The sequence below is a fragment of the Streptomyces sp. NPDC005202 genome (assembly GCF_040608235.1).
Classification (GTDB): Bacteria; Actinomycetota; Actinomycetes; order Streptomycetales; family Streptomycetaceae; genus Streptomyces.
In genome coordinates this window covers 99,511-124,917 of sequence record NZ_JBEXHW010000002.1, presented here as the reverse complement: position 1 = coordinate 124,917, position 25,407 = coordinate 99,511, and the positions used below count along the sequence as shown (strand labels likewise).

Here is a 25,407-nt window from a genome sequence, read left to right as displayed (position 1 = left end):
ACCGGCCGCCGCCGTACGGTGGTGGGCGGGGGAGCAGATCTTGCGGAGCCGTGGGGAGAGAGAGGGCCTTGGCCATGCACCGTGGCACCGAGAGGGACACACCTCCCAGCCGCGGAGCTGGGGACGGCGCGGTGACGGGAGGCATCGCGGCCGGCCGTGTCCCACTGGCCGTGGTCGTCGTCGACCGCGACGGCCTGGTGTCCCACTGGAGCAGGGGCGCGCGGCGGCTGTTCGGCACCCCCAAGGAGGAGGCGATCGGCCGGCCGGCTGTCGACCTGCTCCCCGTCTCCGGCGCGCTGTCCGAGGAGGCCCAGGACACCCCGTACCGGGTGCACGCCGCCTACGACGGACTCGGACCCGACCTGGAGTCCTCCCTGGACGGGCGGCTGTCCTATCCGGCCGCGGGCCATGCCCGTCTCACCGTGCCCGAGCGCGAGCGGAGCGAGAGGGGGGTCCCCCCGCCCGAAGGGTGGGGGAGGGCCGACGTCCTGTGGTGGGCGTACCCGCTGGTGGGCCCCGGCCGGGAGCGGCTGCTGGTACTCGCCGCCGACGCGGACGGACTGCGCCACCACGACCACGACGAGGCCGACGAAGCCGGGCCGTTCGAGCGCATCGCGCCCGCGTTCGCCCTGCACACCGACTTTCCCGGCGCCGAGGACCTCGCCCGCCGGCTGCCCGAGATCCTGCCCAGCATGAGTGTCGACGAGAGCGCCCGCATCGTCGCGCAGGTCCTCGAACTGGGCTACCCGGTCCTGGAGTTCAGCCAGAACGACCGGGTGCCCGTCACCCCCGACTGGGGCGTGCCCCGGCGGGCCGAGCGCAAGGCGCGCCGCGAGCGGGCCGCACGGGCCGTGGCACAGGGCCTGCCCGTGCCGGAGGAGGCGGCCGACGACGAGGGAGAGGACCTCGAGTACGCCGCCGTGCGCGAGCGCCTGGAGTTCCTCAACGAGGTCAGCGGCCGCATCGGCACCTCGCTCGACCTGGCAAAGACCATCATCGAGGTCAGCAGGGCCGTCGTCCCGCGCTTCACCGATGTCGCCGGCACCTATCTGCGCGAACAGGTCGTGGCCGGCGAGGGGTTCCCGGAAGGCGTGCCGGACACCACCACCATGTGGCACCGGGTCGCCGTCGAGCACACCGACGAACCCGGCCGCTGGGACGACGTCGTCCCGGTCGGCGAGGCCATGCCGTTCCCGGCGCACACGCCGTTCTTCCAGTGCATGACCACCGGCGAGCCCGTGCTCGTACCGCGCATCAGCGAGGAGATGGGCCACGCCATCGCCTCGCAGTTCGAAAAGCGCGACATCCGGCCCCTGATCACGGGCCGCTCCATGCTCGTCGTGCCCCTGAAGGCGCGCAACGTCGTCCTCGGCTTCATGATCCTGCTGCGCCACCCCGAGCGCGCCGAGTTCAACGACATGGACAAGGTCACCGGCGCCGAACTCGCCGCCCGCGCGGGCCTCGTGCTCGACAACGCCCGCATGTACACCTACCAGGAGAGCGTCGCCGAGACCCTCCAGGACAGCATGCTGCCGCACATCCCGGCGCGCCGGGCGGGCTGCGACATCGCCACCCGGTACCTGCCCGGCACGCTGCTGGGCCGGGTCGGCGGCGACTGGTTCGACTCCGTGAAACTGCCCGGCGCCCGCACCGCCCTCGTCGTCGGCGACGTCATGGGCCATGGCCTCAACTCGGCCGCCATGATGGGCCAGTTGCGTACGGCCGTACAGACCATGGCCGCCCTCGACCTGCCGCCCGCCCAGCTGCTGCGCAACCTCGACGACCTCGCCCAGCGGCTCGGCGACACCTATCTCGCGACCTGCCTGTACGCCGTCTACGACCCGATCACGAGCGAGCTGCACCTCGCCAACGCGGGCCACATCCCACCGGTCCTGGTGCGCGCCGAGGACGGCCGTAGCGAGCTGCTCGACCTGCCCACGGGGGCGCCCATCGGTGTCGGCGGGGTGCCCTTCGAGGCGGTACGCGTGCGCGTGGAGCCCGGCGACCGGCTGGTGATGTGCACCGACGGGCTGGTCGAGGTGCGCGGCGAGGACATCGGTGTCGGGCTCGCCACGCTGTGCGAGTCCGCGGCCCACCCGGCCGCATCCATGGACGACGCCTGCGACACGATCATCCGCGCCCTCAACACGCGAGGCGGGCGCAAGGACGACGTGGCCCTGCTGATGGCCCGCCTCAACGGCATCGAGCCGGACGACGTCGCCGAGTGGCGGTTCGCCCTCGACCCCGCGGAGGTGGGCCGCGCCCGTGCCGTGGTCCGGGAGCAACTCCACGAGTGGGGCCTGGCCAGGCTCGCCGACTCCGCCGAGCTGATGGTCAGCGAGCTCGTCACCAACGCCGTAGGGCACTCCCACAGCCGTCCCGTCGAGCTGCGGCTCATCCGCGGCGACACGCTGCTGTGCGAGGTGGACGACGACGACCACGACCTGCCCACGCTGCTGAGCGCAGGTCCCGGCGACGAGTCCGGGCGCGGACTGCGCGTGGTCAGCACCCTCGCCCGCGAGTGGGGCGCCAGCCGGGCGAGCACCGGCAAGACCGTCCGGTTCGAACTGACGCTGCCGAGGCGCTGACGCCCGTGAGGGACCCGGGTGCGCGGACACGACGCCGGGCCACGGGCACGGGACCGGCCGCGAGCACGGGACGGGCCGCCGAGTTCGCCTGAGGCTTGCATCCGCAGGCGAGCCGCCGGCCGGCGGCGCCCCGGCGTGGGCTGCTCCTGTGGGTCCGCCGCGAGCACGGGGCAGAGCGGTTCGCGCCGAGGGTGACATCCGCGGGCGTGAGCGGCGGACAGCCCGCCCTTTCACGGCGAGGCCCACCCACGCCCCCGCGGGGCGCACCGGGCGTGCGACCGCGGGCGCAGGTCGCACGCGCCGTGAAGGAATACGCCGGGCGCTTGTGACCGTGACCCCGTCGCGATACACCGTACTGGCCCGTCACTTATGGCGGATCGGCTTCGCACCCTGGGGAGTTGGGCATGAGCGTGACGAGTCGGTACCGGGAGGCCTGGGAGGGCTTCTGGCGCGAGGCGCCCGACGAACCGGGGGCGGTGTTCTGGGACGCGGAGCCCGCGCTGACCGCCGGCCTCCATCTGCCCCTGTTCGAACCGCACCTGACCGACCCCGGTCTGCCGCTGGTCGACCTCGGCTGCGGCAACGGAACCCAGACCCGCTTCCTCGCCGACCGCTTCCCGCACGTCGTCGGCGCCGACCTGGCCGAGGCGGCCCTCGACCACGCCCGGCACGCCGACCCGGTCGGCCAGGCCACGTACCGGGGCCTGAACGCCGCCGAGAAGGGCGAGGCCGAGACCCTGCACGCCGAGCTCGGCGACGCCAACGTCTACATGCGGGGCGTGCTGCACCAGTGCGAGCCGGACGACCGGCAGCCGATGATCGACGGGATCGCCGCCCTCGTCGGCGAGCGCGGCCGGGCCTTCATCGTCGAGCTCTCCGAGGCCGCCCGCGCGATCCTGGGCGGCCTGGCCCACAGCCCCGCCGGCCCGCCGCCCAAGCTCGCGCCGATCTTCCGGCACGGCATCGCCCCCGGCGAAGTGGCCGACGACGCCGTGCCGGAGTACCTCCGCGCGGCCGGTCTCACCGTCCTCGCGAGCGGCGATCTCCCACTGACGACCACCGAGTTCGCGCCCGACGGCACCCCGATCGAGCTGCCGTCGAAGTGGCTCGTGGCGGGGCGCACCTGGTGACGGCCCCGGACCGGAAGCCCTCTGCGTGTCAGTGGGGCGGCGTATTGTCGCATTGACGTAGTTTGGAGGGGGCGGGGACTTCCGTGATCCCTACAACATGTAGGGTTGCGTTCACCTGCCGCACACGGAACGGAACAGAGACGAGAGGTGGCCGTGTCGACCGTCGCGCCCGAGCCGGACGTCAGTGTTGTGGTCATCGTCTACAACGATGAAGAGCGACTTCCGACGGCCGTCGGTTCCGTCCTCGACCAAACATTGCGGAATGTCGAAGTGATCATTGCCGACGACTGCTCGACGGACGGCTCCCATGAGGTCGCGCAGGCGCTCGCCGCGGCCCACCCCGACCGGGTCCGGGCGATCCGGCTCGCCGAGAACAGCGGCGGCTGCGGAGAGCCCCGCAACCAGGGCGTCAAGGTGGCCCGCGGGCGGTACGTCATGTTCCTGGACAGTGACGACACCCTGGAACGCAACGCGTGCCGCAACATGATCGAGGCCGCCGACCGCACCGGCGCCGACCTGGTGTCGGGCCTGTGCATCCGGGTGCACACCGACAGCCGGCACGACAAGCGGGTCCCCTGGTACCCCTGGCTGTACCGGGGCACCCGCACCCTCGACTCCGCCGCCGAGCTGCCCGACCTGTTCGTCTTCGACACCCTGTCGACCAACAAGTGCTACCGGCGCGAGTTCCTCCTCGACAACGACCTCACCTTCCCCCGGGGCATCCACTACGAGGACCTGCTCTTCTCGGCGCAGGCCTACCTGGCCGCGCGCCGGATCACCCTCATCCCCAACACGGTCTACTTCTGGAACGTCGTCGAGAAGACCGCCGTCAAGTCGATCAGCAACCGGCGCCGCGAGATCAGCAACTTCGCCGACCGCGTCGAGATCCACCGCCGTATCGACGCCATCCTGGAGCGCCGGCGCCTCGACGAGCTGAAGCTGCGCAAGGACATCAAGTTCCTCAAGCACGACCTCGTGCTGTACCTGCGGGAGCTGCCGTTCCTCGACGACGACTACCGGCACCGCTTCGCCGAGCTGGCCCGGGGCTACGTCCAGGACTTCCCGGAGGCGGCCTACGACGAGCTCGACCGGGTGCACGCCATCTGCGCCCAGCTGCTGCTGCGCGAGGACTGGACCGACCTGATGCCGGCCATCGACACGCTGATCAACCGGCACAAGATCTCCGCGCCGCTGGTCGAGCGGGACGGCCGGATCTACTGGACCGACCGCTACCTGGACGACCCGAAGATGCGCGCCGTCCTGGACGTCACCACCCTCGGCTACCACGCCAGGCCGCTGAACCAGATGGCCCTGCGCAACCGGCTCACCGACTACGCGGCCAGCGGCGGCGACGTGGTGCTCGCCGGCGAGATCGTCAACCCGCTGCACACGATCGCCCAGGACGCGCAGCTCACGGCCGAGCTGGAGTTCCGCGCCCGGCGCCGCAGCCTGCAGACCTTCCACTTCCCGGTGCCCGTGGTGCGCCACGAGGGCGACGTGATCGCCTGGCGGGCCGAGGTCCCGCTGGCCCGGCGGCTGAGGCCGCTGGGCATCGTCGACGACGTGTGGGACGTCCGGCTGCACCTCACGGCGGACGGCAAGCGGACCACGAGCCGGCTCACCGTCGGCACCGTCGACCTGGAGCACGCCGAGGCCGTGCCCGTCCGCCCCCGGCTCACCCGGCTCATGGCGGACCGGCTCGAGGCGCAGGTGTCCGCCAAGGGACACCTCGCCTTCCGGCTCACCCAGCACGGCCAGGTCGCGCGCACCGGGCGGGCCGCCGTGGACCGCAACCTGCACAGCCGCCCCGCGCGGGCCGCCAAGAGCGCCTACCGCAAGCTCCGGGCCGTGCGCCGGGACCTCAACTCCGGAACCCGCAAGCTCCAGGTCTACGACCGCATGCTGCGCAAGCTGCCGGTCCGCAAGGGCACGGTGGTCTTCGAGAGCCACCTCGGCAAGCAGTACAGCGACAGCCCGCGGGCCATCTACGAGGAGCTGCGGCGCCGCGGCGTCCCCATCACACCCATCTGGTCGTACGCCGGTGACCGCCCCCAGGGCTTCCCGGAGGGTGTCGAGCTGGTCCGCCGGTGGTCCTGGCGCTACCTCAGGGCGCTCGCCCAGGCCGAGTTCTGGATCGACAACCAGGGCTACCCGCTGCGGCTCGCCAAGCGCCCGGAGACCACCTACATCCAGACCTGGCACGGCTCGGCACTGAAGCGGATGGGCTTCGACGAGCCCACCCACCGGATGATGTCCGAGCAGGAACAGCGCGCCTACCAGAAGGCCCTGGACCGTTTCGACCACTTCGTGGTGCGCAGCGAGCACGACGTGCGCACCCTGGCCCGCGCCTACCGCATCCCCGAGGAGAAGTTGCTGCGCACCGGCTATCCGCGCAACGACGCCCTGGTACGGGCCCGGGAGGTAGCCGCGCCCGACCCTCAGGCGCAGCGGCTCGCCGAACGCCTCGGCATCGACCCGGGCCGTCGGGTGCTGCTGTACGCGCCCACCTTCCGCGCCGGTCCCGATGGCCGGGTACGGGGCTTCGAGTTCCCGTTCGACGTCGAGCGCTTCGCCGCACGCTTCGGCGAGAAGTACACGCTGCTCGTGCGGGCGCACTACCTCAACCGGCTCACGCTGCCGCCGTCGGTGGCGGGACGCGTGATCGACGTGAGCGCCGAACCGGACATCACCCCGCTGATGCTGCTCGCCGACGGTCTGATCACCGACTACTCCTCGGTGATGTTCGACTATGCGCTGCTGCAACGCCCCCTTGTGTTCTACGCCCACGACTGGGAGGAGTACGCCCAGGACACCCGCGGCACGTACTTCGACCTCCTTGCCGAGGCGCCGGGACCCGTCCCGCGCACCGAGGACGAACTCTTCGCCGTGATCGACGACCTGACCGCCGTCCAGACGAAGTACGAGGCGCGGCTGAAGGAGTTCGTGGACAAGTACGGCGAGTACGACCGCGGTGATGCCGCGGCACAGATCGTGGACCGTTTCTTCGGACCTGCGGGAGAGGCCCGATGACCCAGCGTGACATCTTCTTCGTGGCCAACGAGGTCAACGAACTCGGCGGCGTGGGCCGCTGGCAGGCCCAGATGGCCAAGCTGCTGGCCGGACGCGGCCACCGGGTTCGGCTCGTCGGCATCGCCCCGGCCAACCACCCGATGGACCTGGGTGAGGACCCGCCGTTCGAGACGGTGACGCTGTACGCCCGGCGGCCGCCCGGCCGCCCCAAGCCGCGCCGCCTGCTCGGCCCCGTCGACCCGGCCGTCCGCCGTCACGAGGCGCACATGCGGGCCGCCGCCGACCGGCTCTCGGCGCTGTTCCGCGCCGCCCGGCCCGGCGCCATGATCGTCGTCACCCAGGTGTGGGCGATGGAGTGGGTGGCGCTCGCGGACACCGCCGGACACCGCGTCATCGGCATGACCCACGAGTCCTTCGACACGGCGCGCAAGTCCTCCCGCTTCCAGCGCGTGAAGAGGCACTACAAGAACGTCGACCGCATGCTGGCCCTCACCCAGGAGGACGCCGACCGCTGGGTGGGCGAGGGCATGAACAACGTCGGCTTCATGCCCAACCCGCTGCCGATCGTGCCCGTCACGCCGTCGCCCCGCACCGAGAAGGTGGTGGCGAGCATCGGCCGGCTCTCTCACGAGAAGGGTGTCGACCTGCTCCTGGACGCATGGGCCGAGGCGGCGCCGAAGGAGCCCGGCTGGACCCTGCGCATCTACGGCAGGGGAGAGGCCGAGGAGGTCCTCAAGCGGCAGTGCACGGAGCTCGGACTCGACGACTCGGTGGACTTCGCCGGGCAGACCGACGACGTGCCCGGGGCGCTGCGTGCCTCCTCCGTCTTCGTCCAGTCCTCCCGCGGCGAGGGCTTCCCGCTCGTGCTGCTGGAGGCGATGGCCTGCGGCGTGCCCTGCGTGGCGTTCGACTGCGCGCCCGGCGTCCGCGAGATCGTCACCCACTACGAGGACGGTCTGCTGGCCCGCCCCGGCAACACCTCCGAACTCGCCCGCCACCTCGTGCGGTTGATGTCCGACGAACAACTGCGCGACTCCATGGGCGATCAGGCCCTGCGGAACGTGCAGCGCTTCGACCCGGACGTCATCACCAGCCGCTGGGAAGAGCTCTTCGACTTCCTGGAACGCTGAGGAGACGCCCCGGCACCGCGGTGGCCGGGGCGTCATTGGTCTGGGCCGGTGAGAGTTTTCCACAGGCCTGGCCGGGGTTCCGCACAAACGCGTAGCGTGAGGCGGCATGAAGATCCTCATCAGCGCCGACATGGAGGGCGCTACCGGTGTGACCTGGCCGGCCGATGTGCTGCCGGGGACATCCCAGTGGGAGCGGTGCCGCTCGATGTTCACCTCGGACGTCAACGCCGCCGTGCGGGGCTTCTTCGACGGCGGCGCCGACGAGGTGCTGATCAACGAGGCCCACTGGACCATGCGCAATCTGCTCCTGGAGCGGCTGGACGAGCGGGCGCAGATGCTCACCGGGCGACACAAGTCGCTGTCCATGGTGGAGGGCGTGCAGCACGGCGACGTGGACGGCATCGCCTTCGTCGGCTACCACGCGGGCGCCGGCATGGAGGGCGTCCTCGCCCACACCTACCTCGCCAACTCCATCACCGGGGTGTGGCTGAACGACGTACGGGCGAGCGAGGGGCTCCTGAACGCGCACGTGGTCGCCGAGTACGGCGTGCCCGTCGTCCTGGTCACCGGCGACGACGTGGCCTGCGAGGACGCGCTCGGATACGCGCCCGAGGCGCTGAAGGTCGCGGTCAAGGACCATGTGTCGCGGTACGCGGCCGTGTGCCGCACGCCGACCCGCACCGCCGCCGACATCCGCGCGGCGGCCAAGGAGGCGGCCGCACTGGCGGTCCGTCACCAACCGGTCCAGGGCGGCCCGTTCACCATCGCGCTCGAGTTCGACGCCGAGCACCTGGCGATGGCCGCCACCGTGGTGCCCGGCGTGGACCGCATCGGGGAGCGCAAGGTGGCCTACACCAGCGCCACCATGTACGAGGGAATCCGCACCTTCAAGGCCGTCACCACGATCGTCTCGGCCGCGGTGGAGGAGCAGTATGGCTGACGCGCAGGCGCTGGACGAGGTCGTCCGCTTCACGTCCGACCTCATCCGGATCGACACCACCAACCGGGGCGACGGTGACTGCCGGGAGCGCCCGGCCGCCGAGTACGCCGCCGAGCAACTGGCCGGGGCGGGCCTGGACCCCACGCTCCTGGAGCGCGTCCCGGGCCGGACCAACGTCGTTGCCCGCATCGAGGGCACCGACCCGTCGGCGGACGCGCTGCTCGTCCACGGCCACCTGGACGTGGTGCCGGCACAGGCAGAGGACTGGAGCGTGCATCCGTTCTCCGGCGAGGTCCGCGACGGGGTCGTGTGGGGCCGGGGCGCGGTCGACATGAAGAACATGGACGCGATGATCGTGGCCGTGGTCCGCTCCTGGGCCCGGCAGGGCCTGCGGCCGCGACGCGACGTGGTGATCGCCTTCACCGCCGACGAGGAGGCCAGCGCCGAGGACGGCTCCGCCTTCCTCGCCGACCGGCACGCCGCGCTGTTCGAGGGCTGCACCGAGGGCATCAGCGAGTCCGGCGCGTTCACCTTCCACGACGGCGCCGGCCGGCAGATCTACCCGATCGCGGCCGGTGAGCGCGGCACCGCCTGGCTGAAGCTCACCGCGCGCGGACGGGCCGGACACGGCTCCCGGGTCAACCGGGAGAACGCGGTGACGCGGCTCGCCGCCGCGATCGCCCGGATCGGCGCGTACGAGTGGCCGCTGCGGCTCACCCCGACCGTCCGCGCCGCCCTCACCGAACTCGCCGCCCTGTACGGCATCGACACGGACCTGCGGGACGTCGACGCGCTCCTGGAGAAGCTCGGCCCGGCCGCCAGGCTCGTCGAGGCGACGATCCGCAACAGCGCCAACCCCACGATGTTCGAGGCCGGTTACAAGATCAACGTGATCCCGGGGGAGGCCGTCGCACACGTCGACGGGCGGTACCTGCCCGGCGGCGAGGACGAGTTCCGCGCCACCCTCGACCGGCTGACCGGCCCGGACGTGGAGTGGGAATTCCACCACCGTGAGGTGGCGCTCGAGGCGCCGGTGGACTCGGCCACCTTCGCGTCGATGCGGGCCGCGGTCGAGGCGTTCGCACCCGAGGGGCACGTGGTGCCGTTCTGCATGCCGGGCGGCACGGACGCCAAGCAGTTCTCCCGCCTCGGCATCACCGGGTACGGCTTCTCGCCGCTGAAGCTGCCGGAGAGCTTCGACTACCACGCCCTGTTCCACGGAGTCGACGAGCGCGTCCCCGTCGAGGCGCTCCACTTCGGCGTCCGTGTCCTCGACCGCTTCCTGCGGACGGCCTAGACGAGTGGGGGAGAACGTGCAGATCCTGCCGTACGGTTCGTGGCCCTCGCCCATCGACGCGGCCCTCGCCGCCGCGCACGACGGCAAGCCGGAGTTCGTGGGCTTCGTGGGCGACGAGGCGTGGTGGACCGAGCCGCGGCCGACCGAGGGCGGGCGGCGGACGCTGGTGCGGCGGCGCGCCGACCGCACCGAGGAGTCGGTCCTGCCCGAGCCGTGGAACGTGCGCAGCAGGGTCATCGAGTACGGCGGCCGGCCCTGGGCCGGGGCCGAACAGGACGGCGTGCCGCTGGTGGTGTTCGTGAACTTCGCCGACCAGCGGCTCTACCGGTACGAGCCCGGCAGCGAGCCGCGCCCGCTCACGCCCGTGTCCCCGGTGGGCGGAGGCCTGCGCTGGGCGGACCCGCAGCTGCGGCCGGAACACGACGAAGTCTGGTGCGTGCTGGAGGAGTTCACCGGCGAGGGACCCACGGACGTGCGGCGCGTCCTCGCCGCCGTCCCGCTGGACGGCTCGGCGGCCGAGGACCGGGCCGCGGTGCGCGAGCTCACCGACGACCGCCACCGGTTCGTCACCGGCCCCCGCCTCTCGCCCGACGGGCGGCACGCGGCCTGGCTGGCCTGGGACCATCCCCGGATGCCGTGGGACGGTACGGAGGTCGTCCTGGCCGAGGTGGGCGACGACGGCTCCTTCGGCGAACCGCGGACCGTCGCCGGCGGCGCCGACGAGTCGATCGCCCAGGTGGACTGGGCCGCCGACGGCTCGCTGCTGTACGCGAGCGACCGCAGCGGCTGGTGGAACCTGTACCGGGACGGCGAGCCCGTGGGCAGGCGCGAAGAGCGGGGCGGCCGGCCGCTGTGCCCGCGCGAGGAGGAGTTCGGCGGAGCGCTCTGGAAACTCGGCCAGCGCTGGTTCGCTCCGCTGGACAACGGCCTGGTCGCCGTCGTGCACGGCCGCGGGGCCACCGCCCTCGGCGTACTCGACCCGGCGACGGGCGAGGTCGTCGACGCGGCGGGCCCCTGGACCGAGTTCGACGCCACCCTCGCGGCGCACGGCGAGCGGGTCGTCGCCGTCGGCGCCGGCCCCCGCAGCGCGTACGAGGTGGTCGAACTGGACACCAGAACCGGCCGGGCCCGGGTGATCGGCGCCGCCCACGACGACCCGGTCGACCCCGCGTACTACCCTGAGCCGCAGATCCGCACCTTCACCGGACCGGACGGACGCGAGATCCACGCCCACATCTATCCGCCCCACCATCCCGGGTGCGTGGCGCCCGGCGGCGAGCTGCCGCCGTACGTCGTGTGGGCGCACGGCGGACCCACCAGCAGGGCTCCGCTGGTGCTCGACCTGGAGATCGCCTACTTCACCTCGCGGGGCATCGGGGTCGCCGAGGTCAACTACGGCGGCTCGACCGGGCACGGCCGGGAGTACCGCAACCGGCTGCGCGAGCAGTGGGGCGTCGTCGACGTCGAGGACTGCGCGGCTGTCGCGCTCGCCCTCGCCGACGAGGGCACCGCCGACCGCGCCCGGCTCGCCATCCGGGGCGGCAGCGCGGGCGGCTGGACCGCGGCCGTGTCCCTGGCCAGCACCGACGTCTACGCCTGCGGCACGATCATCTACCCGATCCTCGACCTGACCGCCTGGGCCTCGGGGGAGACCCACGACTTCGAGTCGCAGTACCTTCACACCCTGGTCGGACCGCTCGCCGAGGTGCCCGGCCGGTACGCGGAGCGCTCGCCCGCCGAGCAGGCCGACCGCATCATCGTGCCCTTCCTGCTGCTTCAGGGGCTGGAGGACGTGATCTGCCCGCCGGCGCAGTGCGAGCGGTTCCTGGCCCGTCTGGAGGGCCGCAGGGTGCCGCACGCGTACATCGCCTTCGAGGGGGAGGGGCACGGTTTCCGGCGGGCCGACACCATGGTGCGCGCACTGGAGTCGGAACTCTCCCTGTACGCCCAGGTGTTCGGGCTGAGCCCGTCCGGGGTGCCTACGCTGGAGCTGACCAAGTGAGAGAACGAGTGAGAGACACGTGAGAGAGCTCCTGCGCCCGACCCGACTCGCCCCCGGCGCCCGCGTGGCCGTCGTCGCACCCAGCGGGCCCGTGCCCGAGGAGCGGCTGCAGGCCGGGCTCGACGTGCTGCGCGGCTGGGACCTCGACCCGGTGGTGGCGCCCCATGTGCTCGACCGGCACGGCACCTTCGACTACCTGGCGGGCACGGACGCGGACCGCGCCGCCGACCTGCAGGCCGCCTGGTGCGACCCGTCCGTGGACGCCGTGCTGTGCGCCCGCGGCGGCTACGGTGCGCAGCGCCTGGCCGACCTGCTCGACTGGGAGGCGATGCGGGCCGCCGGACCGAAGGTGTTCGTCGGCTTCAGCGACATCACCGCGCTGCACGAGGCGTTCGCCACCCGCCTCGGCCTCGTCACGCTGCACGGGCCGATGGCGGCCGGCATCGACTTCATCAAGAACGCGCGGGCCCAGGACCACCTCAAGGCGACGCTCTTCGCGCCGGAGACGGTCCGCACGATCGCCTCCGGCGGCACCGCCTTCGTCCCCGGGCGGGCGCGCGGCGTCACGCTCGGCGGGTGCGTGAGCCTGCTCGCGGCCGAGCTCGGCACGCCCCACGCCCGGAGCGGTGCCCATGGCGGACTGCTCATGATGGAGGACGTGGGCGAGGAGGCGTACCGCATCGACCGGATCCTGACCCAACTCCTGCGCGCCGGCTGGCTGGACGGCGTCGCGGGGATCGCGCTCGGGTCGTGGCACGGGTGCGGTCCCTACGAGAAGCTGCGCGCGGTGTTCGCCGACCGGCTCGGTGGCCTCGGCGTTCCCGTCGTCGAAGAGTTCGGATTCGGGCACTGCGACGGGGCGTTGACGATTCCGTTCGGGGTCTCAGCCGAACTCGACGCCGACCTCGGCACGTTGACGCTGGACGAGCCCGCCCTGCGCTGACCGGGCCGCACGCAAGGCGACGGACTCCTGCAACCGCTATCTGCGCAAGCACAAGAACGTCGCAAGCACAAGAACGTCGCAAGCACAAGAACGTCGCAAGCACAAGAACGTCGCAAGCACAAGAACGTCGACACGGGCCCGGACTTCGCCTACCACCGGGACTGGACCACCGATCCGAACCACACCTGGGCGACCGCCGACCGCATCCCCGCGCTCAGCCAGAAGCGGCGAGCGGCGAGCGGCGACGCGTACTTCGGCAGCCGGGGGATCAAGCCGGTGACGGTGGTCAGCGCGCCCAGGGACACCGGGCTGCTGGAGCTGCCGGTGGTGCGGGACTGAGCCCTTCGGAGGAATCGGCGGGTCCGCGTAGGGTGGCGGGATGCCGCACATCGCTTCCCGCTATCTCGCCGAGGGCCCCCGCGTGGGCATACGCCACTTCACCTACGAGGACGGCACCGAGTTCACCGCCCGCGTCCGGGAGAGCAAGGACCTGCACCACCCGTGGCTGTTCCCGCCGGCGACCGCCGAGGCCTACGCCGCGTACGCGGGACGACTGATCGAGGACCCGACGAAGGCCGGTTTCCTCGTCTGCGAGAAGGACGGCGGCGCCCTCGCCGGGTTCATCAACATCAACAACATCGTCGAGGGCGCCTTCCGGTCCGGAGCGCTGGGCTACGGCGCCTTCGCGCACGCCGCCGGGCGCGGGCTGATGCGCGAAGGGCTGGACCTTGTCGTCGGGTACGCCTTCGGACCGATGCGGCTGCACCGGCTGGAGATCAACGTGCAGCCCCGCAACACCGCGTCGATCGCTCTCGCCCGCAGCTGCGGCTTCCGTCTGGAGGGGTTCTCGCCGAACATGCTCTACGTCGACGGGGCCTGGCGGGACCACGAGCGATGGGCGATCACCGCCGAGATGCGGACTTCCGGTTGATCTTCATGTGTCCAGGTCCGTGACGGTCGACCTCAGGTCGCGGAAGCCGTAGCCGAGGCCGCGCAGGCTGGTCTCGGCGCGGTCCTTTGCTGTCGCCGCGATCGCCGCCGTCATCTCCTCACCGTCCTCCACGTCGGACACCGCCGGAATATCCTCGTGCCCGCCTTTGCGGAATCCTGACCGGCGGCTCCCCTGGTCAGCTCACGGGTGACCGGGTTCCATGGTCATCGTGACCACGATCCGACGTGAGGTACTGACGCTGTTCGCCGCGGAGTTGGGGCCGGACAACCCGCTGCCCCCGCTGCGGCCGCTCGACGAGGTCCACCACATTGAGGACCGGGACAAGCAGGAGCTGCCGCGTGACATGGCCCGGCAGGTCGGTCACGCGCCGCTGCACAGTCTGCTGCCGGTGCGCGTCCGCGACGGCTACGGCAGAACGCGCGAACCCCGCGGCATCGACGCCCTCGTGCTCGAGAACGACCGGCTGCGCGCCACCGTGCTCCCCGGCCTCGGCGGCCGCGTCGCCTCCCTTGTCCACAAGCGGACCGGACGCGAACTCCTCTACCGCAACCCGGTGTTCCAGCCCGCCAACTTCGCCCTCAACGGCGCCTGGTTCTCCGGCGGCATCGAATGGAACATCGGCGCCACCGGCCACACCACCCTCTCCTGCTCGCCCCTGCACGCCGCCCGCGTCCCCGCCCCCGACGGCGGCCGGATGCTGCGCCTGTGGGAGTGGGAGCGGCTGCGCGACCTGCCCTTCCAGGTCGACCTGTGGCTGCCGGAGGGCTCGGACTTCCTCTACGTCGGCGTCCGCATCCGCAATCCGCACGAGAAGCCGGTGCCGACCTACTGGTGGTCCAACACCGCCGTGCCCGAGGAGCGCCGGGTGCTCGCACCAGCTGACGTAGCCTGGCTCCCCCACTGCCCTGACGGCGTGGGCGGTACTCCCATCGGCTACGAGCGCCGGCTGCGCGGCGTGCCGGTGCCGACGTACGACGGAATCGACCGGACGTATCCGCTGAACAGCACCTTCGCCGCGGACTACTTCTACGAGGTGCCCGACGGGCAACGCCGCTGGATCGCCGCGCTCGACGAGGACGGCTACGGCCTGGTGCAGACGTCGACCGACGTGCTGCGCGGCCGCAAGCTGTTCGTCTGGGGCTCCGGGCCCGGCGGGCGGCGTTGGCAGGAGTGGCTCACCGAGCCCGGCACCGGCGGATACTGCGAGATCCAGGCCGGACTCGCCCGCACGCAGCTGGAGCACGTCCCGCTGGAGGCGGAGAGCGAGGTGGCGTGGCTGGAGGCCTACGGGCCGCTGAGCGCGCCGCCGCCGGAGGGGGAGTGGGGCGACGTCCTGCGGCGGACCGAGGCACGGCTCGACTCCGCTCTGCCGCGCGCCGACGTCGACGCCGCGTACGAGGCCTGGAAGCCGCTCGCCGACGCCGAACCCGATGAGATCCTCGCCGTCGGTTCCGGCTGGGGCGCCCTCGAAGTGCTGCGCGCCGGCTGGAAGCTGCCGGGCACTCCCTTCCCCGAGTCCACGATTGGCGAGGCCCAGGCACCCTGGCGGGAGCTGCTGCGCTCCGGGTCCTTCCCGGAGTCGCGCCGGGGCGGGCCGCCCGGCCAGACGCTCGTCGCCCCGCACTGGCGGGACATGCTGGAGGCGGCGCCCGCCACTCCGCTCACCGAGTACCACCTCGGCGTCGCCCAGTGGCACGCCGGGGACCGGGCGCAGGCGGTGCGCAGCTGGGAGCGGGCGCTCAAACTCGCCCGCTACGTCTGGCCGTTGCTGCGCTGTCTCGCCGTCGCCGACCAGGAGGCCGGGAACCACGAGCGGGCCGCCGACCGGTATGCCGAGGCCTTCGACGACCTGTGTCACGAGCGGCTCTCCCCCTGCCTCGACGGCGGGGGAGGTACCCCCATCGACGGCGAACAGTGGACGGCGGTCACCGCCGCGCTCGGCCGCGAGGCGATCCAGGCGTTGCTGAGGGTCCGGCGCCCGGCGGACGCGCGCGCCGTGTGGGAGCGGGTGGACCCCGCGACCCGGGCGCGCGGCCGGTTCCGGCTGCTCGGGGCCGAGCTGCTGCTCGCCGAGGGCCGGCGCGCGGCGGCGCGGGCCGTCTTCGACGAGGGCTTCGAGGTTGCCGACCTGCGGGAGGGCGACGAGACCATCGGCCGGCTGTGGTCGCGGATCAGCGACGAGGAGCTGCCGGAGCGCTACGACTTCCGTATGCGACCGCCCTCCCCCTGAGAGGGCGCCCGGGGCTCAGCCCCGGCGGTCCACGTACTCGTACACCGCCCCGTCGGGATGCATCGCGATCAGATTTCGGCCCGCCGGGGTCGAGACCGGGCCGGCGATGATGCGCGCGCCGAGCTCGGTCAGGACCCGGTGGGCCTCGTCGACGTCCTTGACGGCGATCGTCGCCGCCACCTTGCGCAGCACCTCGAGCTCGGACTCGGGGCCGCTCATCAGCAGGAAGCAGCCGACCGCGGCCACCTGGACGCCGCCGCGTTCAAAACGGAGAGCTCTGCCGCCCGCGAGACGTTCGTAGAAGGGGACCGCGGTCTCCAGATCGTCGACGCAGATGCGCAGCGAGGCTCCCAGAATCTCCATGCGCACGAGCCTAGTTGGGGGCGGCCGGGGAGGAGATCGTTTCACTCGATCGCCCTGCCCCGGCCGCCGGAGTGCGGGGTGTCAGCCCATCGCCTTGCGGACGGCGTCCCGGGTGCGGTCGATGACGGCCGCGACCGGGCCCACCGCCACGTTCTTCAGCGCTGTGTCGGTCCCCGGGTGCGAGCGAAGCGAGATGGGGGTCCCCCCGCCCGAAGGGTGGGGGCGGGTCGGCGCTAGGGCCTCGGCCGCCTGCACCGCGCGGGCCAGGCTCTCCAGCTTCCTGCGGTCGGCGACCCGGTTGAAGTGCGCGAACTCGTACTGCTCCTCGTTCTCGGCGTGCGCCAGCACGTCCTGGCGCAGCGCCGCGAACCGGTCGAGGAACTCCGGCGAGTCGGGGTCCATGTCGTCCAGGCGGGAGAGGGCCTGCTTGGCCTTCTCCTCCTCCTCGATGCGGTCCTTGACGACCAGCTCGCCGCCGTCGATGTGGGGCGGGTACCCGGGGCCCGCGGGGTTACGCGCCGGTAGCGACGACTCCGACGCGGGTACGACGGCCCTGTACGCGCCGGTACGGCGGGGGCGTACGCCCTCCTACGACCGGGCGGTGGACGGCGTTATGCGCACCCTTGTGCGGGTACCCGCGGGTCATGGACCGCTTGGATCACCTGGAGCACCTGGACAAACATCTGGTCGACGAACTGGCGGAGGTGGCGCGCGAGACGGTGCGCGACGAACTGCGCCAGCAGACTCGCAAGCAGCGCCGCACGGCCATGGTGTACGCCGCGTCCGGCGCCGTCGCCCTGTACGCGGGCGCGGCCCTCGCCCTCGCCCTGGGCCTGGCCCTCGCAATCGGCCTGCCGGACTGGGCGGCCGCGCTGATCACCGCGGCGATCCTGGGCGCCGTGGCGTACGCGCTGCGCGGCGCCGCGCGGCCCTCCGCGTCCCGGCCCACGCCGCAGGGCGCCGCGGAACCGGCCGCCGAGCGGGACCGCGCGCACGGCGGCGCCTCCCGCGCCGGTCCTCCCGGCGGGCTGAGCGACGCGCCCTACCCGCCGGTGCCGCCCGTCGAGCCCGGGGCCCGGCCGCCGCGCCCGGAGGACATCGACCCCGAGACGCACCACCGGGCGTGAGGTCCGGTGGCCAGGCTTTGGAGCGGGGCACGACCCGACCGCGGCAGGGCCGTGGTGGTGACCGGGGCCAGCGGCGGCGTCGGCCGGGCCGCGGCCCTGGCCTTCGCCGCCCGCGGCGACCGGGTCGCCCTGCTGGCCCGGGGACACGAGGGGCTCGCGGCGGCCGCGGACGAGGTGCAGCGCGCCGGCGGTGAGGCGCTCGTCGTCCCCGTCGACATGGCCGACGCGAAGGCAGTCGAGGACGCCGCCCAGAAGGTCGCCGACGCGTTCGGACGCATCGACGTCTGGGTCAACAACGCCTTCGCCGGGGTCTTCGCCCCGTTCACCGAGATCACCCCGGACGAGTACCGCCGGGTGACCGAAGTGTCGTACCTGGGCTACGTGTTCGGCACCCGGGCCGCGCTGCGCCACATGCTGCCGCGCGACCGCGGGACGATCGTGCAGGTCGGCTCCGCGCTCGCCTACCGGGGGATTCCGCTGCAGACCGCGTACTGCGGGGCCAAGCACGCCGTCCAGGGCTTCAACGAGTCGCTGCGCTGCGAGCTGCTGCACGACGGCAGCCGGGTGCGGACGACGATGGTGCAGCTGCCCGCGGTCAACACCCCGCAGTTCGACTGGGTGTTGAACCGGCTGCCGGGGCGGTCCCGCCCCGTGGCGCCCGTGTACCAGCCGGAGGTGGCCGCGCGGGCGATCGTGCACGCCGCCTCGCACGGGCGGCGGCGGGAGTACTGGGTCGGGGGCTCGACGGTGGCGACGCTGATCGCCAACGCGGTGGCTCCCGGGGTGCTCGACCGGTACCTCGCGCGCACCGGGTACGAGGCACAGCAGGACGCGGGGGAGCACGGAGGGACCGGCAACCTGTGGAGCCCGGCCGACGGGCCGCACGGACACGATCACGGCGCCCACGGGCGCTTCGACGCCGAGGCGACGCCGGCGAGCAAGCAGGAATGGGTCTCGCTGAACCGGGGGCGGGTCGGTGCGGGCCTGCTGGCCTGCGGGATGGGCGCCGCGGTCGCCGCCGGGCTGCGCCGTCGTGGCCGGTCGCCGTCGCGTGGCCGGGCGCCGTCGCGGCGGGCGTGAGGGACGGAACCGCGCAGAGTCGGGGGCAAAAGGAACCGCGGCACCCAGGAGCAGGTGCCGCGGCACTTCTGTGCCCGAGGGCGGTGGTCACTGCGGAAGCTGCGGCAACACCTTCGTGCGGAAGAAGTCGAAGAAGCCGTGCTGGTCGGGGCCGATCTGGTTGACGTAGATCCGGCCGAAGTTTGCGTCGGCGAACTCGGTGAGCGTGGCGACGTGCTGGTCCACGTCGTCGCCGCACACCACGTTGTCGCGGACCATGTCCTCGGTGACCAGCGGCCGGAGCTGCTCGAAGTGACGCGGCGAGGGCAGCACCTGGCCCATCTCGCCGGGCAGCAGCTCGTTGTACCAGAGCTTGCGCACGGTGCGGACGCACTCCTCGCGGTCGGCGCCGAAGCACACCTTGGTGCCGCCGCTGACCAATTTGGCGCCTCCGCCGCCCTTGCGGAACTGGGTGACCATCTCCTCCCGCGGCATCATCGTGACGTAGCCGTCGCCGACGCGCGCGGCGAGCGAGGTGGCCTTCGGGCCGAAGCCGGAGATGTCGATCGGGACGGGCTCGTCGGGGACGGTGTAGAGGCGGGCGTTCTCGACGGTGTAGTGCGTGCCGTGGTGGTTGACCTCCTCGCCGGTGAACAGCCGGCGCATCACCTGAATGGCCTCCTCCAGCATCTCCAGCCGTACGTGCAGCGGCGGCCACCTGTCGCCGAAGATGTGCTCGTTCAGCGCCTCGCCGGTGCCGACGCCGAGCCGGAACGGAACCCGCCCCCGGTCATCACCGCGCTGGTCGCGGCGGCCTGCGCCACCACCGCCGGGTGGATCCGCACGGTCGGGCAGGTCACGGCCGTCTCGATGGGCAGGGAGACCGCCTCGGACAGCGCCCCGATCACCGACCACACGAACGGGCTCTGCCCCTGCGCGGCGTTCCACGGGTGGTAGTGGTCCGAGATCCACAGTGCTTGGAATCCGGCCTGTTCGGCCATCCTCGCCTGCTCGACGAGGTCCGCCGGACCGAACTCCTCGCACGACAGGAAGTAGCCGTACTCGGGCATGGGGGGATACCTCCGCGACGTGGGCGGGTGGGTCGCCGTTCCGAGTACCCGGCGGCCGTGGCGGAAACCGGCGGGCGCCCCCGCCCGGCGGGCGCTCCGCGCGGGCGTCCCCGCCCGGCGGACGTCCGGGTGCTCCGGCCCGGCGCATGGGTGCCCGGCCCCGGCGCACGTTTGGGTACCCCGGCCAGGGGGACGCGGAAAGCTCCGTACCGGGTACAGCGACAGCGCCGGAGGCGAACCGTGAGTCGACCCCGCATCGTGATCGTCGGTGCCGGCTTCGCCGGCTACCGGACGGCCCGCGCCCTGTCCCGGCTGGCCCGGGGCAGGGCCGACATCATCATGCTCAACCCCACCGACTACTTCCTGTACCTGCCCCTGCTGCCCCAGGTCGCCGCCGGCATCCTGGAACCCCGCCGGGTCACCGTCTCCCTCGCCGGCACCCTGCGCCACGTACGCCTGGTCCTCGGCGAGGCCGACGACATCGACCTCGACGCGCACACCGTGCACTACACCAACCCCGAGGGCAACGTCGGGACACTGACGTACGACCGGCTGGTGCTCGCGGCCGGCAGCGTGAACAAGCTGCTGCCCATCCCCGGCGTCGCCGAGCACGCGCACGGATTCCGCGGCCTGCCCGAGGCCCTCTACCTGCGCGATCACATCACCCGCCAGGTGGAGCTCGCCGCTTCGGAGGACGATCCCAAGAGCCGCACCGCCCGGTGCACCTTCGTGGTGGTCGGGGCCGGGTACACCGGGACCGAGGTCGCCGCACAGGGCGAGATGTTCACCTACGAACTGGTGCGCAAGCACCCCTTGCGGACGGGCATGCAGCCTCGCTGGCTGCTGCTGGACATCGCCCAACGCGTCCTGCCGGAACTGGACGAACGACTCTCGAGCACCGCCGACCGCGTACTGCGTCAGCGGGGCGTCGACGTACGGATGGGCACGTCCGTGAAGGAGGCCACCTTCCACGGGGTGCTGCTGACCGACGGCGAGTTCGTCGACACCCGCACCCTGGTGTGGTGCGTGGGCGTGCGGCCCGACCCGCTCGTCGAGTCCCTCGGACTGCCCATGGAACGCGGCCGCCTGCTCGTCGAGCCGACGCTGCAGGTCCCGGGCCGGCCCGAACTGTTCGCGTGCGGCGATGCGGCCGCCGTGCCGGACCTGGAGAAGCCCGGCCAGTACACGCCGATGACGGCCCAGCACGCCTGGCGGCAGGGAAAGACCGCCGCCCACAACATCGCCGCTTCGCTCGGTGCCGGCGAACCGCGTCCCTACCGCCACCGCGACGTGGGCTTCGTCGTGGACCTCGGCGGCGCGCAGGCCGCCGCCAACCCGTTCGGCATCCCGCTGTCGGGTCCGCTCGCCGGTGCGGTCACCCGCGGCTACCACCTCGCGGCGATGCCGGGCAACCGCGTCCGCGTCGCCGCGGACTGGCTGCTGGACGCCGTCCTGCCGCGCCAGGCCGTCCAGCTCGGGCTCGTACGGTCCTGGTCGGTGCCGCTGGACACCGCGTCGCCAGAGCTGGCGCGTCTGCCGGGCCCGCCGGAGCGGCCGGCGGGCGCGGGCACGGGCGCGAGCACGGCTTCGGGACCCCAGGCGGCCAAGAACCAGCCCGGCCCCGAGCCCGCCGGCAACCAGCCCGCCTCCGAGGCCTCCGAAACGCACCCCGCCCCCGGCCCGGTCAAGCGTGACGACAACCCCGCGGAAGGAGACTCATGAACACCGCCGAACTCGTCGAACTCGGGCAGCAGTTGCGCGTCGACAGCGTGCGGGCCGCCGCCGCGGCGGGCTCCGGGCACCCGACGTCCTCCATGTCCGCCGCGGATCTGATGGCCGTCCTGCTGGCCCACCACCTCCGCTACGACTTCGACCGCCCCGAGTACCCGGGCAACGACCGCTTCGTGCTCTCCAAGGGGCACGCCTCGCCGCTGCTGTACTCGGCCTACAAGGCGGCCGGCGCCATCGACGACGAGGAGTTGCTCACCTTCCGCAAGCTGGGCAGCCGCCTGGAGGGACATCCCACGCCGCAGCGGCTGCCGTGGGTGGAGACGGCCACCGGCTCCCTCGGGCAGGGCCTGCCGATCGGCGTCGGGATCGCGCTGGCCGGCAAGCGGCTGGACCGCGCCGACTACCGCGTGTGGGTGCTGTGCGGCGACAGCGAGATGGCCGAGGGCTCGATCTGGGAGGCCGCGGAGCACGCCGGTTACGAGCACCTGGACAACCTTGTCGTGATCGTCGACGTCAACCGGCTCGGCCAGCGCGGCCCCACCCGGCACGGCCACGACCTCGACGCCTACGCCCGCCGCTTCCGGGCCTTCGACTGGCACACGATCGAGATCGACGGCCACGACGTGGACGCCATCGACCGCGCCTACGGCGAGGCGATCTCCACGACCAGGCAGCCCACCGCGATCGTGGCCCGCACCCTCAAGGGCAAGGGCGTCAAGGACACCGAGGACCGCGAGGGACTGCACGGCAAGCCGCTGAAGAACGCCGACGAGGCGATCGAGGAGCTCGGCGGCGTCCGTGACCTCCGCGTCCACGTGCACGAGCCGCCGACCGTTCGGTCGCTGCACGCCGTGGGGGACGGAAGCCTCGAACTGCCCCGCTGGGAGACGGGGGAGGAGGTCGCCACCCGCGACGCCTACGGCCGGGCGCTCGCCGCGCTCGGCACCGCACGCGGCGACGTCGTGGCCCTGGACGGCGAGGTCGGCGACTCCACCCGCTCGGAGTTCTTCGCCAAGGAACACCCCGACCGCTACTTCGAGTGCTACATCGCCGAACAGCAGATGGTCGCGGCGGCGGTGGGGCTCGCCCGGCGCGGCTGGGTGCCGTACGCCTCGACGTTCGCGGCCTTCCTGACGCGTGCCCACGACTTCGTGCGCATGGCCTCCGTCAGCGGCTCCGGCATCAACCTGAACGGTTCGCACGCGGGCGTGGCGATCGGGCAGGACGGGCCCTCGCAGATGGGCCTGGAGGACCTGGCGATGATGCGGGCGATCCACGGTTCGACCGTGCTGTACCCGTGCGACGCCAACCAGACCGCGAAGCTCGTCGCCGCGATGGCGGGCCTGGACGGCATCCGCTATCTGCGCACCTCGCGCGGGGAGAGCCGGGTGATCTACGGGCCGGACGAGGACTTCCCGGTCGGCGGCAGCAAGGTGCTGCGCTCCTCCGACCGGGACCGGATGACGATCGTCGCCGCGGGCGTGACCGTGGCCGAGGCGCTGGCCGCCGCCGACGCCCTCGAGCAGGAGGGCATCGCGGTCCGGGTGATCGACCTGTACTCGGTCAAGCCCGTCGACCGGGCCACGCTGCGGCATGCCGCCGAGGACACCGGCTGTCTGCTGACCGTCGAGGACCACCGCGAGGAGGGCGGCCTCGGGGACGCGATCCTCGACGCCTTCCTCGACGGGCGCCCGGTGCCGCGCCTGGTGCGGCTCGCGGTCCGTACGATGCCGGGCTCGGCGAGTCCGGCCGAGCAGCTGCACGCGGCGGGCATCGACGCCGAGTCGATCGCGGCGTCCGTGCGACTGCTGGTGGAAGAGGCGGTGGTGCGGTGAGCGACGATGTGCGGACGGTGCGGGCGGGTCGGCGCACGGTTCAAGTGCACCGTCCGGACAAGGTGCTCTTCCCCGGTGACGGCGACGCCAAGGAGTACACCAAGTCCGACCTCGTCGACTACTACCGGTCCGTCGCGCCGTTCATGCTGCCCCACCTGCGCGGCCGCCCGCTGATGCTGGAGCGGCGCCCGGACGGCCTGGACGGCCCGGTGTTCATGCAGAAGAACACCCCGGAGAACTACCCGGACTGGATCACCCGGGCGGAGGTCGCCAAAGAGGGCGGCACGGTGACGCACACCGTCTGCGACGACACGGCCACCCTGGTGTACCTCGCCGACCAGGCGTGCGTCACCCTGCACCGCTGGCTGTCCCGGGTGGGCCGTATCGAACGGCCGGACCGGATGGTCTTCGACCTCGACCCGGGCGGGGACGACTTCGCGCCCGTGCGCGAGGCGGCGCGGCTGCTGGGCGAGCTGCTCTACGAGCTCAAGCTCCCCTCGGCGCTCATGACCACCGGCTCGCGCGGACTGCATGTGATCGTGCCCCTGGACGGGCACGCGGACTTCGACGAGGTGCGCGAATTCGCCCGGGACGTCGCCGAGTTGCTCGCCGCCGGCCACCCCGACCGGCTCACCACGGCCGCCCGCAAAAAGGACCGTGGCGACCGCCTCTACCTCGACGTGCAGCGCAACGCCTACGCGCAGACCGCGGTCGCTCCCTTCACCGTCCGCGCCCGGCCTGGCGCGCCCGTCGCCGTCCCCGTCTCCTGGGACCAGCTCGACGACCCGGGCCTCGGCCCCCGCCGCTGGACCGTCACCGACGCCGTCGATCAGGCCCGGGCCAACCCCTGGGCCGGAGTGATGAGCCGCGGCCGCGCCCTGGGGCCGGCGCGGCGCCGCCTCGACGCGCTGCGTGGCTGACGTGCGTACCGCCACTGACCAGGTGCGTTGCGGACGTGTGACCGAAGCACGGCCGCTGAATGTTTGGCCAAGGACCTGGCGGCCACCCGAGACGCAGAGGTGGCCATGTCGAACACAAAGAACTCCGAGTCTGGCGCGCGCGGCAAGTCCAAGGGGGCCCTGTCGGGCGCCGCCCAGACGATCTCCGACGCCTTCAAGCAGGCGCGTGAAGAAGGCTCGTCGAACGAGACCGAGTCCCGGCCGCGGCCCCGCAAGACCACCGCGGCGCGCCGGAAGGAGGAGCAGGAGTGAGTACGTACGTCTACGGTATTGCTGCCGCCTCGCATCCTTCGCTGCCCGAGGGCATGGGCGGCGTCGGCGACCCGCCGCGCCCCGTGCGCATCCTGGAGGAGGGCGAGTTGGCGGCGATCGTCAGCGACGCGCCCGAGGGGCTGCGCCCCAAGCGCAAGGACCTGCTCGCCCACCAGAACGTACTCGGCGAGGCTGGTGCGGCCGGGTGCGTGCTGCCCATGCGGTTCGGCAGCGTCGCCCCGGACGACGACGCCGTCACCGGCGTGCTCGCCGAGCGCGCTGAGCACTACAGGGAGCGCCTGCAGGCGCTGGACGGCAAGGTCGAGTACAACGTCAAGGGCAGCCACGTCGAAGAGGCGGTCCTGCACCGCTTGATGGCCGGGAACCCGGAGGTCCGGGCTCAGGCCGAGGCCAACCGACAGGCCGGCGGCGGCAGCTACGACCAGAAGATCAGGCTCGGCGAGATGGTCGCGGCCTCGGTCAAGGGCCAGGAGGCCGAGGACGCCGCCGAGGTGATCCGTGCCGTGGAACCGGTGGCCGCCGCCGTCAACGAGGGCCCGGAGTCCACGGGCTGGCTGGTCAACGTCTCCTTCCTGGTGGACCGGAACGCGGCGGAGCAGTTCCTGGCCGCCGTCGAACAGGCCCGCAAGGCCCTTCCGCACGTCGAACTGCGCGTCAACGGACCGCTGCCGCCCTACAGCTTCGTCGAGCCCGGCCCCGCCGAGCCTGCGGGCACCACGGCGGGCGCGGACGCGGAAGCGGAGTAGGA

At 72.6% G+C, this 25,407-nt stretch carries 19 protein-coding genes and 3 pseudogenes; 17 read left to right on the top strand and 5 right to left on the bottom strand.

From position 1 onward, the window contains the following. Window positions 1-74: 74 nt before the first annotated feature. The 8 genes from ABZV31_RS04270 to ABZV31_RS04235 all read left to right on the top strand — a co-directional run bounded on the left by ABZV31_RS04270 (window position 75) and on the right by ABZV31_RS04235 (window position 13,060). Complete coding sequence (locus ABZV31_RS04270; protein ID WP_355887889.1) at window positions 75-2,588, top strand: SpoIIE family protein phosphatase; 2,514 nt, start codon at window positions 75-77, stop codon at window positions 2,586-2,588. A 404-nt stretch (window positions 2,589-2,992) separates the two neighbouring features. After that, window positions 2,993-3,718: a class I SAM-dependent methyltransferase gene (locus ABZV31_RS04265; protein WP_355887887.1), complete on the top strand. Its 726-nt coding sequence runs from the start codon at window positions 2,993-2,995 to the stop codon at window positions 3,716-3,718. A 153-nt stretch (window positions 3,719-3,871) separates the two neighbouring features. Continuing rightward, the gene (locus tag ABZV31_RS04260) at window positions 3,872-6,748 is read left to right on the top strand and encodes a bifunctional glycosyltransferase family 2 protein/CDP-glycerol:glycerophosphate glycerophosphotransferase (RefSeq protein ID WP_355887885.1); all 2,877 of its coding nucleotides are present in this window, start codon (window positions 3,872-3,874) and stop codon (window positions 6,746-6,748) included. Beyond that, the gene (locus tag ABZV31_RS04255; RefSeq protein WP_355887882.1) at window positions 6,745-7,878 is read left to right on the top strand and encodes a glycosyltransferase family 4 protein; all 1,134 of its coding nucleotides are present in this window, start codon (window positions 6,745-6,747) and stop codon (window positions 7,876-7,878) included. The genes ABZV31_RS04260 and ABZV31_RS04255 overlap by 4 nt, the downstream gene beginning before the upstream one ends. A gap of 106 nt (window positions 7,879-7,984) precedes the next feature. Continuing rightward, window positions 7,985-8,818: a M55 family metallopeptidase gene (locus ABZV31_RS04250; protein WP_355887879.1), complete on the top strand. Its 834-nt coding sequence runs from the start codon at window positions 7,985-7,987 to the stop codon at window positions 8,816-8,818. Next, a complete protein-coding gene (locus ABZV31_RS04245) occupies window positions 8,811-10,115 on the top strand; it encodes a M20/M25/M40 family metallo-hydrolase (RefSeq protein ID WP_355887876.1) in 1,305 nt (434 codons plus the stop codon). Before ABZV31_RS04250 ends, ABZV31_RS04245 begins: the two co-directional genes overlap by 8 nt. Before the next feature lie 16 nt (window positions 10,116-10,131). Continuing rightward, the gene (locus tag ABZV31_RS04240; protein WP_355887873.1) at window positions 10,132-12,117 is read left to right on the top strand and encodes a prolyl oligopeptidase family serine peptidase; all 1,986 of its coding nucleotides are present in this window, start codon (window positions 10,132-10,134) and stop codon (window positions 12,115-12,117) included. A 19-nt stretch (window positions 12,118-12,136) separates the two neighbouring features. Further along, window positions 12,137-13,060 carry an LD-carboxypeptidase gene (locus tag ABZV31_RS04235; RefSeq protein WP_355887870.1) on the top strand — a complete coding sequence of 308 codons (924 nt, stop codon included), beginning with the start codon at window positions 12,137-12,139 and terminating at the stop codon, window positions 13,058-13,060. A gap of 149 nt (window positions 13,061-13,209) precedes the next feature. Here ABZV31_RS04235 and ABZV31_RS04230 read toward each other — a convergent pair whose 3' ends face one another. Beyond that, window positions 13,210-13,365 (bottom strand): hypothetical protein, encoded by a 156-nt coding sequence (locus tag ABZV31_RS04230; protein ID WP_355887867.1) that lies wholly within the window; start codon window positions 13,363-13,365, stop codon window positions 13,210-13,212. 74 nt (window positions 13,366-13,439) lie between these two features. Here ABZV31_RS04230 and ABZV31_RS04225 point away from each other — a divergent pair, with 74 nt between their 5' ends. After that, window positions 13,440-13,991 (top strand): GNAT family protein, encoded by a 552-nt coding sequence (locus tag ABZV31_RS04225; RefSeq protein WP_355887865.1) that lies wholly within the window; start codon window positions 13,440-13,442, stop codon window positions 13,989-13,991. On the opposite strand, the pseudogene ABZV31_RS04220 reads toward ABZV31_RS04225, so the two are convergent. Beyond that, window positions 13,963-14,132, bottom strand: a pseudogene (locus ABZV31_RS04220) (DUF6204 family protein); the annotation flags it as partial. The gene ABZV31_RS04225 and the pseudogene ABZV31_RS04220 overlap by 29 nt on opposite strands. Before the next feature lie 79 nt (window positions 14,133-14,211). Between ABZV31_RS04220 and ABZV31_RS04215 the strand changes: the two are divergent. After that, a complete protein-coding gene (locus tag ABZV31_RS04215; RefSeq protein WP_355887863.1) occupies window positions 14,212-16,242 on the top strand; it encodes a DUF5107 domain-containing protein in 2,031 nt (676 codons plus the stop codon). A gap of 15 nt (window positions 16,243-16,257) precedes the next feature. Here the strand turns inward: ABZV31_RS04215 and ABZV31_RS04210 are convergent, their stop codons facing one another. Then, entirely contained in the window at window positions 16,258-16,605 is a 348-nt protein-coding gene (locus ABZV31_RS04210; protein WP_355887861.1) for a VOC family protein, read from the bottom strand. An 81-nt stretch (window positions 16,606-16,686) separates the two neighbouring features. Continuing rightward, window positions 16,687-17,007, bottom strand: coding sequence for a hypothetical protein (locus tag ABZV31_RS04205; RefSeq protein ID WP_355887859.1), 321 nt, complete (start codon window positions 17,005-17,007; stop codon window positions 16,687-16,689). Window positions 17,008-17,249: 242 nt separating this feature from the next. Between ABZV31_RS04205 and ABZV31_RS04200 the strand changes: the two genes are divergently transcribed. Both ABZV31_RS04200 and ABZV31_RS04195 read left to right on the top strand, forming a co-directional pair. Next, complete coding sequence (locus ABZV31_RS04200) at window positions 17,250-17,732, top strand: phage holin family protein (RefSeq protein WP_355887857.1); 483 nt, start codon at window positions 17,250-17,252, stop codon at window positions 17,730-17,732. A 6-nt stretch (window positions 17,733-17,738) separates the two neighbouring features. Continuing rightward, window positions 17,739-18,812, top strand: coding sequence for an SDR family oxidoreductase (locus ABZV31_RS04195; RefSeq protein WP_355887854.1), 1,074 nt, complete (start codon window positions 17,739-17,741; stop codon window positions 18,810-18,812). A gap of 87 nt (window positions 18,813-18,899) precedes the next feature. On the opposite strand, the pseudogene ABZV31_RS04190 reads toward ABZV31_RS04195, so the two are convergent. Next, a pseudogene (locus ABZV31_RS04190) lies at window positions 18,900-19,861 on the bottom strand (LLM class F420-dependent oxidoreductase). A 240-nt stretch (window positions 19,862-20,101) separates the two neighbouring features. On the opposite strand from ABZV31_RS04190, the gene ABZV31_RS04185 reads away from it, so the two are divergent. The 5 genes and pseudogenes from ABZV31_RS04185 to ABZV31_RS04165 all read left to right on the top strand — a co-directional run bounded on the left by ABZV31_RS04185 (window position 20,102) and on the right by ABZV31_RS04165 (window position 25,405). Then, a complete protein-coding gene (locus ABZV31_RS04185) occupies window positions 20,102-21,583 on the top strand; it encodes an NAD(P)/FAD-dependent oxidoreductase (protein ID WP_355887851.1) in 1,482 nt (493 codons plus the stop codon). Next, a complete protein-coding gene (locus tag ABZV31_RS04180; RefSeq protein WP_355887849.1) occupies window positions 21,580-23,427 on the top strand; it encodes a transketolase in 1,848 nt (615 codons plus the stop codon). The genes ABZV31_RS04185 and ABZV31_RS04180 overlap by 4 nt, the downstream gene beginning before the upstream one ends. Continuing rightward, the gene (gene ligD, locus ABZV31_RS04175) at window positions 23,424-24,347 is read left to right on the top strand and encodes a non-homologous end-joining DNA ligase (RefSeq protein ID WP_355887847.1); all 924 of its coding nucleotides are present in this window, start codon (window positions 23,424-23,426) and stop codon (window positions 24,345-24,347) included. Before ABZV31_RS04180 ends, ligD begins: the two co-directional genes overlap by 4 nt. 117 nt (window positions 24,348-24,464) lie before the next feature. Beyond that, window positions 24,465-24,638 (top strand): annotated as a pseudogene (locus ABZV31_RS04170) (gas vesicle synthesis-like protein); the annotation flags it as partial. After that, window positions 24,635-25,405 (top strand): GvpL/GvpF family gas vesicle protein, encoded by a 771-nt coding sequence (locus tag ABZV31_RS04165; RefSeq protein WP_355887844.1) that lies wholly within the window; start codon window positions 24,635-24,637, stop codon window positions 25,403-25,405. The pseudogene ABZV31_RS04170 and the gene ABZV31_RS04165, both read left to right, overlap by 4 nt. Window positions 25,406-25,407 lie beyond the last annotated feature (2 nt).